This is a genomic window from Vibrio sp. OPT20, assembly GCF_963889365.1.
Classification (GTDB): domain Bacteria; phylum Pseudomonadota; class Gammaproteobacteria; order Enterobacterales; family Vibrionaceae; genus Vibrio; species Vibrio splendidus.
Genome location: NZ_CAWPOA010000031.1, coordinates 801,216 through 815,604, shown reverse-complemented (window position 1 = coordinate 815,604; position 14,389 = coordinate 801,216). Strand labels below are relative to the sequence as shown.

Annotated in this window: 13 protein-coding genes and 1 other annotated feature; of the genes, 8 read left to right on the top strand and 5 right to left on the bottom strand. The window is 45.9% G+C overall.

Translation table 11 applies throughout. The features are described 5' to 3' along the window. Positions 1 to 184 precede the first annotated feature (184 nt). From rluB to rnm, 3 genes are all read right to left on the bottom strand, one after another. Entirely contained in the window at positions 185 to 1,213 is a 1,029-nt protein-coding gene (rluB, locus tag AACR09_RS04805) for a 23S rRNA pseudouridine(2605) synthase RluB (RefSeq protein ID WP_004729784.1), read from the bottom strand. 159 nt (positions 1,214 to 1,372) lie between these two features. Continuing rightward, positions 1,373 to 1,993, bottom strand: coding sequence for an L-threonylcarbamoyladenylate synthase (locus AACR09_RS04800; protein ID WP_009848751.1), 621 nt, complete (start codon positions 1,991 to 1,993; stop codon positions 1,373 to 1,375). Between the two features lie 55 nt (positions 1,994 to 2,048). Then, positions 2,049 to 2,918 (bottom strand): RNase RNM, encoded by an 870-nt coding sequence (gene rnm, locus AACR09_RS04795; protein ID WP_102441645.1) that lies wholly within the window; start codon positions 2,916 to 2,918, stop codon positions 2,049 to 2,051. Positions 2,919 to 3,038: 120 nt separating this feature from the next. Here rnm and AACR09_RS04790 point away from each other — a divergent pair, with 120 nt between their 5' ends. The 7 genes from AACR09_RS04790 to trpA all read left to right on the top strand — a co-directional run bounded on the left by AACR09_RS04790 (position 3,039) and on the right by trpA (position 10,174). Continuing rightward, the gene (locus AACR09_RS04790; protein ID WP_009848753.1) at positions 3,039 to 3,164 is read left to right on the top strand and encodes a trp operon leader peptide; all 126 of its coding nucleotides are present in this window, start codon (positions 3,039 to 3,041) and stop codon (positions 3,162 to 3,164) included. Next, positions 3,111 to 3,225 (top strand) — a sequence feature (Trp leader region). (Overlaps the previous gene by 54 nt.) A 125-nt stretch (positions 3,226 to 3,350) precedes the next feature. Further along, entirely contained in the window at positions 3,351 to 4,940 is a 1,590-nt protein-coding gene (locus AACR09_RS04785; RefSeq protein ID WP_193836076.1) for an anthranilate synthase component 1, read from the top strand. Between the two features lie 2 nt (positions 4,941 to 4,942). Continuing rightward, positions 4,943 to 5,569, top strand: a complete 627-nt coding sequence (locus AACR09_RS04780) for an aminodeoxychorismate/anthranilate synthase component II (RefSeq protein WP_004729794.1) — start codon at positions 4,943 to 4,945, stop codon at positions 5,567 to 5,569. Between the two features lie 9 nt (positions 5,570 to 5,578). Continuing rightward, entirely contained in the window at positions 5,579 to 6,574 is a 996-nt protein-coding gene (gene trpD / locus AACR09_RS04775) for an anthranilate phosphoribosyltransferase (protein ID WP_193836075.1), read from the top strand. Between the two features lie 20 nt (positions 6,575 to 6,594). Then, the gene (gene trpCF / locus AACR09_RS04770; RefSeq protein ID WP_193836074.1) at positions 6,595 to 8,046 is read left to right on the top strand and encodes a bifunctional indole-3-glycerol-phosphate synthase TrpC/phosphoribosylanthranilate isomerase TrpF; all 1,452 of its coding nucleotides are present in this window, start codon (positions 6,595 to 6,597) and stop codon (positions 8,044 to 8,046) included. A 131-nt stretch (positions 8,047 to 8,177) separates the two neighbouring features. Next, positions 8,178 to 9,368 carry a tryptophan synthase subunit beta gene (gene trpB / locus AACR09_RS04765; RefSeq protein WP_004729801.1) on the top strand — a complete coding sequence of 397 codons (1,191 nt, stop codon included), beginning with the start codon at positions 8,178 to 8,180 and terminating at the stop codon, positions 9,366 to 9,368. Then, positions 9,368 to 10,174: a tryptophan synthase subunit alpha gene (gene trpA / locus AACR09_RS04760; protein ID WP_004729802.1), complete on the top strand. Its 807-nt coding sequence runs from the start codon at positions 9,368 to 9,370 to the stop codon at positions 10,172 to 10,174. Before trpB ends, trpA begins: the two co-directional genes overlap by 1 nt. A 101-nt stretch (positions 10,175 to 10,275) precedes the next feature. Here the strand turns inward: trpA and AACR09_RS04755 are convergent, their stop codons facing one another. Continuing rightward, complete coding sequence (locus AACR09_RS04755; protein ID WP_004729804.1) at positions 10,276 to 11,073, bottom strand: slipin family protein; 798 nt, start codon at positions 11,071 to 11,073, stop codon at positions 10,276 to 10,278. An 82-nt stretch (positions 11,074 to 11,155) separates the two neighbouring features. Beyond that, complete coding sequence (locus tag AACR09_RS04750) at positions 11,156 to 12,562, bottom strand: NfeD family protein (protein ID WP_017080964.1); 1,407 nt, start codon at positions 12,560 to 12,562, stop codon at positions 11,156 to 11,158. Positions 12,563 to 12,972: 410 nt separating this feature from the next. On the opposite strand from AACR09_RS04750, the gene AACR09_RS04745 reads away from it, so the two are divergent. Beyond that, a complete protein-coding gene (locus AACR09_RS04745) occupies positions 12,973 to 14,292 on the top strand; it encodes a dicarboxylate/amino acid:cation symporter (RefSeq protein ID WP_322621723.1) in 1,320 nt (439 codons plus the stop codon). The last annotated feature ends 97 nt before the right edge of the window (positions 14,293 to 14,389 follow it).

Below are 14,389 nucleotides of genomic sequence, written 5' to 3'. Positions count from 1 at the left end.
TAGTCACCCTAGCTAGTGAAGTACTTCTACCTGGTTAATCGTTTCTACTTGGTAAGCACTTCCACATGATTTGAACTGCTCCATATTCAAGACGAAAAAAAACCTGCTAAGTTAGCAGGTTTTTTAGTATTCGAAACGTTGGATTAAGCTTTAAGCTTAAGAACTGTAGCAACTACTGGTGTAATTACTTACGTGATCTTGGCTTAGCCGGTTTAGCCGGGCGTCCGTTGTTTAGTTTAGGCTTTTTGGTAGCCTGAGGTTTGCCATTGGTCGCTGGAGCACTACGACCTGAATCAGGTGTTGTAGTACCGCGAGTTGCAGGCTTCTTACGTTTAGTCTGGTTGCTACGGCCTTTAGGAGCATTTGCACGCTCTTCGTGACGTTTAACAGCGCGACGAATTTTTTGGCTACGAGAACGCTCACGCTTACGAGAAGTGTTTGCAGGATCAAGATCCAACAGTGTCTCTTTTTCTGGCTGAAGTTCAACAAGCTCACGCAAGTAGTTTACTTCTTGAAGATCTAGCTCTTTCCAACCGCCACGAGGCAGTTTCTTATCAAGGTAGATATCACCGTAACGTACACGTTTCAGACGGCTTACTGTTGTTTCTTGTGATTCCCAAAGACGACGAACCTCACGGTTACGACCTTCGTTAATCGCTACGTAGAAAGTATGGTTCATACCTTCACCGCCAGCGTAAACCACGTCTTCGAAACGAGCCATACCATCTTCAAGTTGAACGCCACGAGTCACGTTCTTAACTTTTTGCTCAGTCACTTCACCAAACACACGTACTAGGTACTCACGCTCAACCTGACGGCTTGGGTGCATTAGGCGGTTTGCAAGTTCACCATCAGTAGTGAAAAGCAAAAGACCCGATGTGTTTGCATCAAGACGGCCAACTGAAATCCAACGAGAACCACGGATCTTAGGTAGACGATCGAAAACAGTGCGGCGACCTTCAGGATCATGACGAGTACAAAGCTCACCTTCCGGTTTGTAATAAGCAAGTACACGACAAACCACTTCTTCAGAGGCTTTGCCTGTAATAGTGTGGCCATCGATACGGATCACTGAGTTCTCGTCTTCAAGACGCTCACCCAATTTCGCAACTTGACCGTTAACACTTACACGACCAGATTTAATTAAACCTTCTAGTTCACGACGAGAACCGTGACCAGCTCGCGCTAAAACCTTCTGTAATTTTTCGCTCATTTACTCTTTTCTACCTAATTGTCGTCTTCACAGACGTCGAATGAATTTTTCGCGACCAAATCGCGGTCGCGTATTATCGCAAATAACCTGCCAAAAAGCACTTGTTATTTACTCTGGCAGGTTTGCTGTTTCGTTACAGACTGTTAATCAGTAACGCTATTATTCAAACGGCGCTGGATCGCCGGCACCACGACGTAAAACAACGGCATCATCGTCACTGAAGTCAATAACCGTAGTCGGTTGCTCACCTAAATAGCCGCCATTCAAAATGACATCAACCGCATGCTCTAGGCTGTCGCGAATTTCTTCTGGATCCGATTCGGTTGTCTCGTTACCCGGAAGAATCAGAGACGTCGACATCAATGGCTCGCCCATTGCTTCCAACAGGTCTAGGGCAATCTTGTTGTCTGGTACACGAATACCAATCGTTTTACGTTTCGCGTTCATCAAACGCTTTGGCACTTCTTTAGTTGCTTTGAAGATAAACGTATAAGCACCGGGCGTGTGTGCCTTAAGTAAACGGAAAGCCACGTTATCAACTCGTGCATACAGTGACAATTCAGAAAGATCACGGCATAACAACGTAAAATTATGCTTATCATCGATTCGACGAATTTTACAGATGCGTTCAAGTGCTTGTTTGTTTTCAAGCTGACAGCCCAGCGCATAACCGGAATCTGTTGGATAAACCACAACGCCGCCATTGCGAATAATCGCAACCGCTTGAGTAATTAAGCGCGCTTGTGGGTTATCTGGGTGTACATAAAAAAACTGGCTCATTGTTGATCCTCGTTATCGAATCTCTCGACTCTATCATCAGAAGGAGCTGGTTCACCTAAATACTGTCATCGGTATCAATTGGTGAAACCGTTTGAAACTCCCAATCTTTCCATACTTCTTCGACCCCAGAAGGTAGCCAGAGATTACGTCCAAGTTCCATCCATGGGGATGGGTAATGGAAGTCACTGCCTTGGGAGGCTAATAGTTTGTATTGTATAGCATAATCCGCAAGTGTGCGTCTTTCTTGTTGCGCTTGCTGAGGCTGAGCGACTTCCATAGCGTCACCTTTTGCTTCAACAAATGCAGCTAACAGACGCTTAACCCACTTCGCTGTTAAGCCATATCGGCCGGGGTGAGCTAATACTGCTTGGCCGCCAGCAGCATGAATAGCCGTTACAGCATCACTCATTGAACACCACGTTGGCGGCACATAACCTGGGTTATTGCGAGTCAGAAACTTTTTAAACACCTGCTGCATGGTTTTTGCGTAGCCGTTATCGACTAACCACTTAGCAAAGTGAGCACGAGTGATAGGCGCATCACCAGCAATCAATTTAACTTCTTCTAGCAAGCCTTCACGAGTCGCTTTCTCAAGACGTTGAGCAATCATCTCTGCACGCCCAACACGGTGTTGCTTCTGTTGTTCAATTAACGCTTTTAGCTCTGGTGACTCCGGATCAACATTTAACCCAACAATATGGATATCTTTGTTTTGCCAAACGGTCGAAATCTCAATGCCGTTGATCAACTGGATAGGAAGGTTGTTATCAGCAATATAGCTGCGTGCTTCAGCAAGCCCATCAGTCGTATCATGATCTGTAATCGCTAACGCTTCGATGTTAAAGCCTAGCGCTCGGTCAATCAGTTCAGGTGGAGTAAGTCGGCCATCTGAGGCTGTTGTATGACTATGTAGATCAATTCTCATATATTCTTTTTCATTGTTTTCAATTTTTATCGTTATATTTGTGTCAACGCACTTGACCTGCAAGCGCAAAACTAGTTAACTAGTACACAAATACGAAGTATCACATTTGATAGGTTCACCATGTTACAAGAATTTAACCAAAACCATAAAGATAAAGTTTTAGAACTTTCTTCAGTAGAAGCAAGTTCTGAGCTTAATTGGTGGCGCACTTGGACAAGTTCTTGGTGGGCTAACGTGTACTTCTAGTTAAACAGTTTGTTTATAAAAAAGTTATCACTAAGCCCGCTTTAATAGCGGGCTTTTTAATTTGTCGAACATCTCACATTCAACTGACTAACAAATCATCGAATTGACCATATTCTAGATTGGGTGAAAGGTATCTTTATGCGACTATGTACGGCAGGAAATTTAAAGAATCATAAAGGAGGTCTTGTGAACAAGGCCATTGAAATCAAAAAGCTGGGAACCATTGAGGTCATCAATTCTTCAGTTCCTTACTCGCAAGATCCAACCAGCGTTTTTCATACTTTGTGTGAAAACAAAACAGACAGCCTGTTGTTGGAATCTGCTGAGATTGAATCTAAACAGAACCTGACAAGCCTACTCCTTATCGACTCTGCTGTTCGCATCGTATGTCGCGGACATGAAGTAACCTTCCAAGCATTGACTGAAAATGGTCAAGCGCTTATCGAACATCTCACTCAAAACGTTAAAGCAGAAATTGAATCTGACCTTACCGATAACGTTTTGACGCTGACCTTTGTCGAGCCAAGCAACGAATTAGATGAAGACTCACGTTTAAGAGAAGCTTCTTCATTCGATGCACTGCGTTTGGTTCAACACAGCTTTGAGCAAGACGCTGATAACAAGCACGCGTTATTCATGGCGGGCCTATTCGCTTACGACATAGTGGCGAACTTTGAACCGCTAGGTGATGCTGAAGCGACTAATAACTGCCCTGACTTTGTTTTCTACGTTGCTGAAACACTATTGCGTTTCGATCACCAAGAGAACGAAGGTCTGCTTCACGCCAGCTTGTTCACTCAAGATGAAAACATCAGAACACAATTAACTGAGCGTCTAGCTGACATTCAGACACAATGCCTGTCATTGAAAGCCATCACAGAAGTAACGCCGCTCGACAACGTTGAAGCTGTACCGAGTGTTTCAGATCAAGACTTCTGCCAAACGGTTCGTGACCTAAAAGAGTACGTAGTAAAAGGCGATGTGTTCCAAGTAGTACCTTCACGTCGCTTCACGCTACCTTGCCCAGCTCCACTGGCGGCTTACAAAGAACTCAAGCAAAGTAACCCAAGCCCTTACATGTTCTACATGCAAGATGAGCTGTTTACTTTGTTTGGAGCTTCTCCAGAAAGCGCGCTGAAGTACGAAACTGAAACCAACCAAATCGAAATTTACCCAATTGCTGGTACTCGTCGTCGTGGTAAGCGCCCGAATGGCCAAATTGATTTCGACCTAGATAGCCGCATTGAACTTGAACTGCGTACCGACAAGAAAGAAAACGCTGAGCACATGATGCTAGTCGACCTAGCTCGTAACGATGTGGCACGTATTGCAGAAGCCGGCACTCGCCACGTAGCAGACTTGCTGAAAGTTGATCGCTACAGCCATGTAATGCACTTGGTTTCTCGTGTTGTTGGTCAGCTACGTGAAGACTTAGATGCACTGCACGCTTACCAAGCTTGTATGAACATGGGCACGCTAACAGGCGCACCAAAAATCCGCGCAATGCAGCTTATCCGTGACGTAGAAAAAACACGTCGTGGTAGCTACGGCGGTGCAGTGGGTTACCTAACTGGTGAAGGAACTTTAGATACTTGTATCGTGATTCGTTCTGCTTACGTTGAAGATGGCGTTGCACAAGTACAAGCTGGCGCTGGTGTGGTGTTCGATTCAGACCCACAAGCAGAAGCCGATGAAACTCGCGGCAAAGCACAAGCGGTTATCTCTGCGATTCAAGCTGCTCATACTAAAAACCTAACAACTAAGAAGGAGTCGTAATCATGGCTGATATTGTATTCATCGATAACTTCGACTCGTTCACTTACAACCTTGTAGACCAGTTCCGTTCGTTGGGTCACAGCGTGAAAATTTACCGTAACAACATTCCAGCAAAGGTAGTTGAAGCGGCGATCAACGAACTAGACAACCCTGTTGCACTGCTTTCACCAGGCCCTGGCGCTCCAGCGGATGCGGGCTGCATGCCTGAGCTAATTCAGCTGCTAAAAGGCAAAGTGCCAATGATTGGTATTTGCTTAGGCCACCAAGCGATTGTTGAAGCCTACGGCGGCACCGTTGCAGGCGCTGGCGAAATCATTCATGGTAAGGTGTCGATGATGGAACACCAAAACCATGCGACTTACCAAGGCTTACCTTCGCCGCTGGCTATCGCTCGCTACCACTCTTTAGTGGCAACGCATGTATCCGATAGCCTAACAGTGACCGCTGAAGTCGATGATTTGGTAATGTCTGTAGTTCAAGAACAAGACAAGGTTTGTGGGTTCCAATTCCACCCTGAATCGATTATGACGACCTACGGTGCAACGCTTCTAGCGAACGCTATCGAATGGGCTCTTGAGAAACCTCTTCATCTAGAGAAAAGCTCTACTCTTGATAAAAAGACTAACTAGGAAACGATCATGGAACAGATTAATAAACTTTACGAACAACAGTCTCTTACTCAAGAAGAAAGCCAACAACTGTTTGATGTGATCATCAAGGGCGAACTGGACCCAATCCTGATGGCTTCTGCGCTTACTGCACTGAAAATCAAAGGCGAAACGCCGGATGAAATCGCTGGCGCAGCGAAAGCACTGCTTGCCAATGCAAACCCGTTCCCACGTCCTGATTACGATTTCGCAGACATCGTAGGTACAGGTGGCGACGGTCATGACACCATCAACATTTCTACAACTTCTGCATTTGTAGCAGCAGCGTGTGGTTTAAAAATAGCTAAGCACGGCAACCGCAGCGTATCGAGCAAATCAGGCTCTTCTGACCTACTAGACTCGTTCGGTATTAACCTAGCGATGACAGCAGAAGACACTCGTACTGCAGTCGACGAGCTTGGCGTAGCATTCCTATTTGCTCCGCAATATCACGTCGGTGTACGTCACGCGATGCCTGTTCGTCAGACGATGAAAACGCGCACTATCTTCAACATCCTTGGTCCACTGATTAACCCTGCTCGCCCTAATATCGAGTTAATGGGTGTTTACAGCAAAGAGCTCGTCCGCCCTATAGCGGAAACCATGCTGCAAATGGGTATAAAGCGTGCTGCCGTTGTGCATGGTAGTGGCCTTGATGAAGTGGCTATTCATGGCGAGACAATCGTTGCTGAAATTAAAGATGGCAAAATTCACGAGTACACAGTGACACCGGCAGACTTTGGCCTGAACACTCACCCTCTTGAAGCAATCAAGGGCGGCGAGCCAGAAGAGAACAAAGCCATCACAACCGATATCCTGACGGGTAAAGGCACAGATGCTCAAGTTGGCGCTGTGGCAGTCAACGTTGCTCTGCTGATGCGTCTATTTGGTCACGAAGATCTAAAAGCCAACACACAGCAAGCCATTGACGCGATGAACTCTGGCAAAGCGTACGAACTTGTACAAAAGCTTGCTGCACACGCCTAACGAACGACGAGACAAAGAACATGACACAGACTACCGATAAACTGTCGACCCACGTTTCAGTCAAAGAAGCTGAAATGGCGGAAGTATTAGCAAAAATCGTTCGAGATAAATACCAATGGGTTGAAGCGCGTAAGCAGACTCAACCATTAGACGAGTTTAAGGCGTCACTAACCGCAACAGACCGCAGCTTTTATGATGCATTGAGCGGCGAACAAACGGTTTTCATCACTGAATGTAAGAAGGCATCTCCGTCAAAAGGTTTAATCCGTGACGAGTTTGATTTGGACTACATTGCATCGGTGTACAACAACCACGCCAACGCAATTTCAGTACTGACAGACGAGAAATACTTTCAAGGTGACTTTGAGTTTTTACCAAAGGTTCGCAGCATTGCTAAGCAACCTATTCTTTGTAAAGACTTCATGGTTGATACCTACCAAGTTTACCTAGCTCGTCACTACTCAGCTGACGCAATTTTGCTAATGCTATCGGTATTGGATGACGAAGAGTACAAAGCACTTGCTGACGTCGCTCACTCGCTAAATATGGGTGTACTAACCGAAGTCAGCAACGAAGAAGAACTTCATCGCGCTGTCGCTTTAAAAGCAAAAGTGATCGGTATTAATAACCGTAACCTACGTGACCTTTCGACTGATTTGAACCGTACTAAAGAGTTGGCTCCGCTGATTCGCGAACTGGCTCCAAACGCAGTCGTGATTTCAGAGTCTGGCATCTACACACATCAACAAGTTCGTGACCTTTCAACATTTGCAGACGGCTTCCTAATCGGTAGCTCTCTGATGGCTGAAAAGAACCTAGAGCTTGCGGTGCGTAAAGTGACGCTCGGTGAAAACAAGGTGTGTGGTTTAACTCACTCTGACGATGCAGCAAAGGCTTATCAAGCTGGTGCGGTATTCGGTGGTCTGATTTTCGTTGAAGCATCTAAGCGTCATGTTGATATCGAAGCAGCTCGTTTAACCATGAGCGGCGCACCTTTGAACTACGTGGGTGTATTCCAAAATCATAGCGTTACTGACGTTGCGAAAACGGTTTCTGAGCTAGGTTTATTTGCGGTGCAACTGCACGGTGATGAGTCTCAAGCATTTGTCGATGAACTAAAACAATCTCTACCTGAACACGTTGAGATTTGGAAAGCTTACGGTGTGGCTTCTGGTGCTGAAAACGGTGCTAAAAGCGCGCTACCAGAATTACTGAAAAGCAACGTGACTCGTCACCTGCTAGATACTAAAGTGGGTTCTCAAACTGGCGGTACAGGCCAAGCGTTCGATTGGAGCCTAATCAACAACCAAAGCGCAATCATGTTAGCGGGTGGCCTAAACCCAGACAATGCTAACCAAGCGGCTAAGTTGGGTTGTTTAGGGCTAGACCTAAACTCAGGCGTTGAATCAGCTCCAGGTAAAAAAGACGCAGACAAACTGCAACGCGCTTTTGCAGCGATTCGTAATTACTAGTCCAAGCTCGGCGCTAGAAATTAGAAAGCAGAAACTAAAAACATATTTGTGAGCTTTGCCTTTTGCGAAGCTCAAGCAAGATTAAATGACTTGGTGTGAATACACATCGATAGAATTGAAGGAATAACACAATGGCTAAACTCGATGCCTACTTTGGTGAATACGGTGGTCAATACGTACCGCAGATCCTAGTGCCAGCACTAGACCAACTGGAACAAGCATTTATCGATGCACAAGCAGATCCTGAGTTCCGCAGTGAATTCATGACGCTTCTGCAAGAGTACGCAGGTCGTCCAACGGCACTAACGCTAACGCGTAACCTGACCAAAGGTACAAAAACCAAACTATACCTAAAGCGTGAAGATCTCCTTCACGGTGGTGCTCACAAGACAAACCAAGTTCTTGGCCAAGCATTGCTAGCAAAACGCATGGGTAAACAGGAAATCATCGCTGAAACTGGCGCAGGCCAACATGGTGTTGCAACGGCTCTAGCTTGTGCTCTATTGGGCCTTAAGTGTCGTGTTTACATGGGTGCAAAAGACGTTGAACGTCAAAGCCCGAACGTGTTCCGTATGAAGCTAATGGGCGCAGAGGTTATCCCTGTTCATTCTGGCTCTTCAACGCTAAAAGATGCATGTAACGAAGCGCTACGTGACTGGTCTGCAACTTATGAAGACGCGCACTACCTATTGGGTACTGCGGCTGGCCCTCACCCATTCCCAACGATTGTTCGTGATTTCCAACGCATGATTGGTGAAGAAACGAAGCACCAAATTCTAGCGCGTGAAGGTCGCCTTCCAGATGCGGTTATCGCTTGTGTCGGCGGTGGTTCAAACGCTATCGGTATGTTCGCTGACTTCATTGAAGAAGAGTCTGTACGCCTAATCGGTGTAGAGCCTGCTGGTAAAGGTATTGATACCGACCAACACGGCGCGCCGCTTAAGCATGGTAAAACCGGTATCTTCTTCGGTATGAAAGCTCCACTGATGCAAGATGAGAACGGCCAAGTAGAAGAGTCTTACTCTGTTTCTGCTGGTCTAGATTTCCCATCAGTTGGTCCTCAACACGCGCACCTAAATGCTATTGGCCGTGCTGAATACGACAACGTGACCGATGATGAAGCGCTAGAAGCGTTCCAATTGATTGCACGCAAAGAAGGCATTATCGCAGCACTAGAGTCATCTCATGCTGTAGCTCACGCTGTCAAAATGGCTCACGACGACCCAGAGAAAGAACAGCTATTAGTGGTTAACTTATCTGGTCGTGGTGACAAAGACATTTTCTCCGTACACGACATTCTTAAAGAGAAAGGAGCATTATAATGGATCGCTATCAATCACTCTTCACTCGCTTAGCTGAAAAGAATCAGGGCGCATTCGTACCATTCGTAACGGTTGGCGATCCTAATCCTGAGCAATCACTTAAGATCATGGAAACGCTAGTTGAAGCGGGTGCTGATGCTCTTGAGCTTGGTATTCCATTCTCAGATCCGCTTGCAGATGGCCCAACAATCCAAGGCGCAAATATTCGCGCGTTAGATTCAAAAGTAACGCCAGATGTGTGTTTTGATCTTATCGGTCAAATTCGTGCTAAATACCCAGAGCTACCAATCGGCCTACTGATGTACGCAAACCTGGTTTACGCACGTGGTATCGAGAACTTCTACGAACGCTGCGCAAAAGCAGGTATCGATTCTGTATTGATTGCTGATGTACCTACCAATGAAAGCGGTGAATTTGTTGCTGCAGCTGAAAAGTTTGGCGTTCACCCAATCTTTATTGCTCCACCGACAGCAAGCGATGAAACTCTTCAATCAGTTTCTGAGCTAGGTGGTGGTTACACCTACCTACTTTCGCGTTCTGGTGTAACGGGTGCTGAAACAAAAGCAAACATGCCAGTAACGGCACTGCTTGATCGCTTGAACAAGTTCGATGCGCCACCAGCACTGCTTGGTTTCGGTATCTCTGCTCCTGAACAAGTGAAAGAAGCGATTGTAGCTGGCGCTGCAGGTGCTATCTCAGGCTCAGCCGTAGTTAAAATCATTGAAAACAACGTTGAACAACCAGAAGCAATGCTTAAAGCACTTGCTGAGTTTGTTACACCAATGAAAGCGGCTACGCAGAAATAATCGACGCTCGTAATCAATGGTCATTAAATAGAACCAGCGATTCAAATACTCAAAGGCTCCACAGTTGTGGAGCCTTTTTTATTGCTCTTCATTTGAGCCAATCACTCATCGGCTTTCATCGCTTTCTTAATCGCTGCCTCATTGAGCGTCGCTTTGATCGGATCGGTTATCTTCTCGACCAGATCGATGGGCATTGGGAATATGATTGTGGAAGTTCGCTCATTCGCTACTTCTGTTAGTGTTTGCATATATCGCAATTGAATGGCATTGGGCGCTTGATTAAGAACCTCTGCAGCCTCTTTCAGCTTGGTTGATGCTTCTAGTTCCCCTGTTGCATGGATTACCTTAGCTCGACGAGAACGTTCCGCCTCAGCTTGTTTAGCAAGAGCTCGCACCATACTGTCATCCAGATCAACATGCTTGATCTCGACATTGGCAATCTTGATCCCCCAGTTATCGGTGTGTTGATCTAGTATCGCTTGTAAGTCTCTATTGAGCTCTTCACGCTCAGACAATAGCTCATCCAACTCATGCTGTCCTAATACTGAACGCAACGTTGTTTGTGACAGTTGACTGGTCGCTTCGAGGTAGTTCTCTACGTTATTGATCGCCATCTTCGGATCCAGCACTCGAAAATAGACCACGGCATTCACCTTCACTGACACGTTATCGCGTGTGATCAAATCTTGCGTCGGCACGTCCAACACGATAGTACGTAGATCCACTCGCACAATTTGTTGGATGAAAGGAATGATGATAATTAAACCCGGCCCTTTAACACCGTAAAAGCGCCCAAGGAAAAACACCACTGCACGTTCATATTCGCGCAGCACTCTGAACATGCTGGCTATCAACAAGATAACGAGCACAATGACAATACCTATAGTGTGTATAAACATAACCGCCCCCTAATGGTAACGATGGCTAAGCAATTAATAATTCAATAACGTTTGTTCTAGCATTCCACGCTAACAGTCCGCGCTAGCTAGATTTCGATGGTGTATCATCGGGCAGCGCTTCAACATCCAAAGATAGCCCCGTCAGCTTGGTCACTCTGATGATCTGCCCCACTTGCAATTCACTCGCACATTTGGCTTGCCAGATCTCACCTTCGACTAGCACACGCCCCGTACCGGGGAAACCGCTTACCACTTTGCCAGTGTCACCGACTACCGCTTCCATCCCCGTAGTCACTGGTTTGTTTCTCACTCGGACTAGCATTGATATTGTTACGACGATAAAGGCAACAGAGAACAAACTGATCCCGATAATTAACGGCAATGCGATTTGATAACCCGGCACTTCGGTATCCATCAACATGATCGAGCCGAGCGTAAACGCAGCTACGCCGCCCAAACCGAAGATGCCAAAACTGGGGCTAAAGGCCTCTGCGACCATCAAAGCAATTCCCAATAGGATTAAAGCAAGGCCCGCGTAACTCACAGGCAGCATTTGTAAGGAGTACATCGCTAATAACAGACAGATACCGCCCAAAACACCCGGTAGCCCGACGCCGGGGTTATAGAATTCGAGTAACAAACCGTAGATACCAATCAGCATCAAAATATATGCAACGTTCGGGTTCGTGATCACTGACAGCAAACTAAAGCGCCAGTCTTGTTCTCGCTCGACAAAAGCAACATCACTAAGTTGGACTTCCTGACTGACACCGTTGATGGTGACGGTGCGCCCGTTACTCAGTTCAACCAATTGCTGAAGGTCGCTGGCAATAAAATCAATCACGTTAAGAGTCAGTGCATTCTCAGAATCCAAACTTGCTGCCTCTCGCACCGCTTTTTCTGCCCATTCTTCATTACGGTTGTGTAACTTAGCCAAACTGACAATGTAAGCCGCAGCATCATTGATGACTTTCTTTTCCATCGCAGTGGTGGCTTTTACTTGGTCTGAGTTCTCTTGTTTGGTTTCGTCTTGGTCACTCGCCGAAGTGTTATCATCTTTATTAGCATCGTCTTGAGGAGATAACGGATTAGCAGGCGCTTTGCCCCCACCGAGCGACACAGGGGTTGCTGCACCTAGATTAGTTCCGGGCGCCATGGAAGCAACGTGGCTGGCAAGTAAAATATAGGTTCCGGCACTCGCTGCTCGTGAACCCGCAGGCCCAACCCAAGTTGCTATCGGAATCGGTGACGTGGTGATGGATCGAATAATGTCACGCATCGACGAATCTAACCCGCCAGGCGTGTTCATTTTCAAAATGATGAGCTTTGCTTGCTCATCGTGAGCTTGTTCTATTTCTCTAGTGAGGTAATCACTGGTCGCCGGACCTATCCCTCCGTTCACCTCAATCACCCAGACATCATCGGCCTGAGCGAACACAGAGCTGAACAACAGAAGAAACGCAAACAAGTACTTTAATATAAAAGTCATAGCCCCCCTCCTTACAACTGAGATGCTAGATAGACGTTTTATTTAAAGCGCAGAGGTAACATCTTGGTAATAAATAGATACCTTAAGCATAGTTCAGGCTAAATTTCACACAACACGTAGCTGTGGATTTGCCCCAACATAGGTGTTCAAAAAACACTCGCAAATGAAAACAAAATGTTAACAGGACATTTTCAATACCAGCGCTTGTAAATCATTCACAAAATCTCCAGCGAAAAGTCTTTTATAAATTCAACAAATAACATCGCAATAAAAAACCAAGGCAAACGATTGCATTGTTGTGCAAAATCAACAAATGACGTTAGACCACCAGTTTTTCAGAGACTTTCACCTCTGCTCATATTGATAAATGTAAAGGATACGTGTAAAACTCGTCGCGAAATATTAATCCAATGGTACATCGTACATTGGTGAGTAGTTCTGGGATTTTTATATTTGGTAGCACAGAGGTTATGGAAGTGTTAAAAGAAAAGAGTTTACTAAGCAACATCGGTGTTCAAGTCGTTATTGCAATGATCATCGGTACCGCTGTCGGTGCAATGATGGGTGACAGCGCAACAATGTTCGCTCCACTGGGCGCAATCTTCATCAATTTAATCAAGATGCTGGTTATTCCTCTAGTCGCAGTTGCCCTAATTTCAGGTGCTGCAGGTCTAGGTAATAGCTCATCGGCAGGTAAAGTTGGTGTGGTTACACTGGGTTACTTTGCACTAACGTCTGCACTTGCTGTAGCACTAGCGCTTGTAATGGGTGAAGTATTCGAACCGGGTCGTGGTATCGATGTTTCTGGCGTTGAAGGTATGTTCTCTTCTGAATATGCTGCGAAAGGCGAACTTCCAACGTTCTGGGCAACCATCACGGGCATGATCCCTACCAACGTTTTCCAATCACTGAACGAAGCTAACATTCTGCAAATTCTCGTTTTCTGCTTATTCTTCGGTATTGCGATTTCTAAACAAGCGAAAGAAAAACGTGACCCAATCATCAATGGCGTAAACGCGATTGTTGACGCTATGGTTTGGATGATCAACAAGGTTATGATCATCGCACCACTTGGCGTATTCGGCCTAATGGCAGAAGCAGTCGGTACATTCGGTTTTGGCGCACTTATGGTCGTGTTCAAGCTGTTCATTGTCTACATTGTTGCGATTCTTATCTTCGGCTTTGTGGCTTACCCACTGATGATTCAAATCTTCACTAAGACTTCAGCTAAGAAGTTCCTAGTGGCAATGAAGAAGCCTCAAGCGGTTGCACTATCAACAGCCTCTTCAATGGCGACACTGCCAGTAACAATGGAAACGGTAGAGAAAGAACTTGGTGTTCGTAACTCTACGGCTTCATTCGTTCTGCCACTTGGTGCGACGATCAACATGTCTGGTAACGCAATTTACTACGGCCTAGTTGCTATCTTCTTCGCACAACTGTTCAACATCGACCTATCTATGGGTGCTTACGTTGCTATCATCGTAACGTCTACCCTAGGTGCGGTTGGTCAAGCTGGTGTTCCAGGCCCTTCTTTCCTAGTGGTTGCGGTTCTTCTAGCGGCTGGTATCCCTATCGAAGGTCTACCTCTGTTGTTCGCTCTAGACCGTATCTTCGACATGATCCGTACTGCTCTGAACATCACTGGTGATGCAGCATGTGCAGTCATCGTTGATTCTCTAATCGAAGACGAAGCGAAAGAAGCTGAGCTACAAAAACAGCAAGCGTAATATTAAGCTTCAGTTTTGATTGATAAAAAAACCGCCTTCATACAGGCGGTTTTTTATTAGGTGATGATCAATATTGAGTCGGTAAATCTTACCCTTG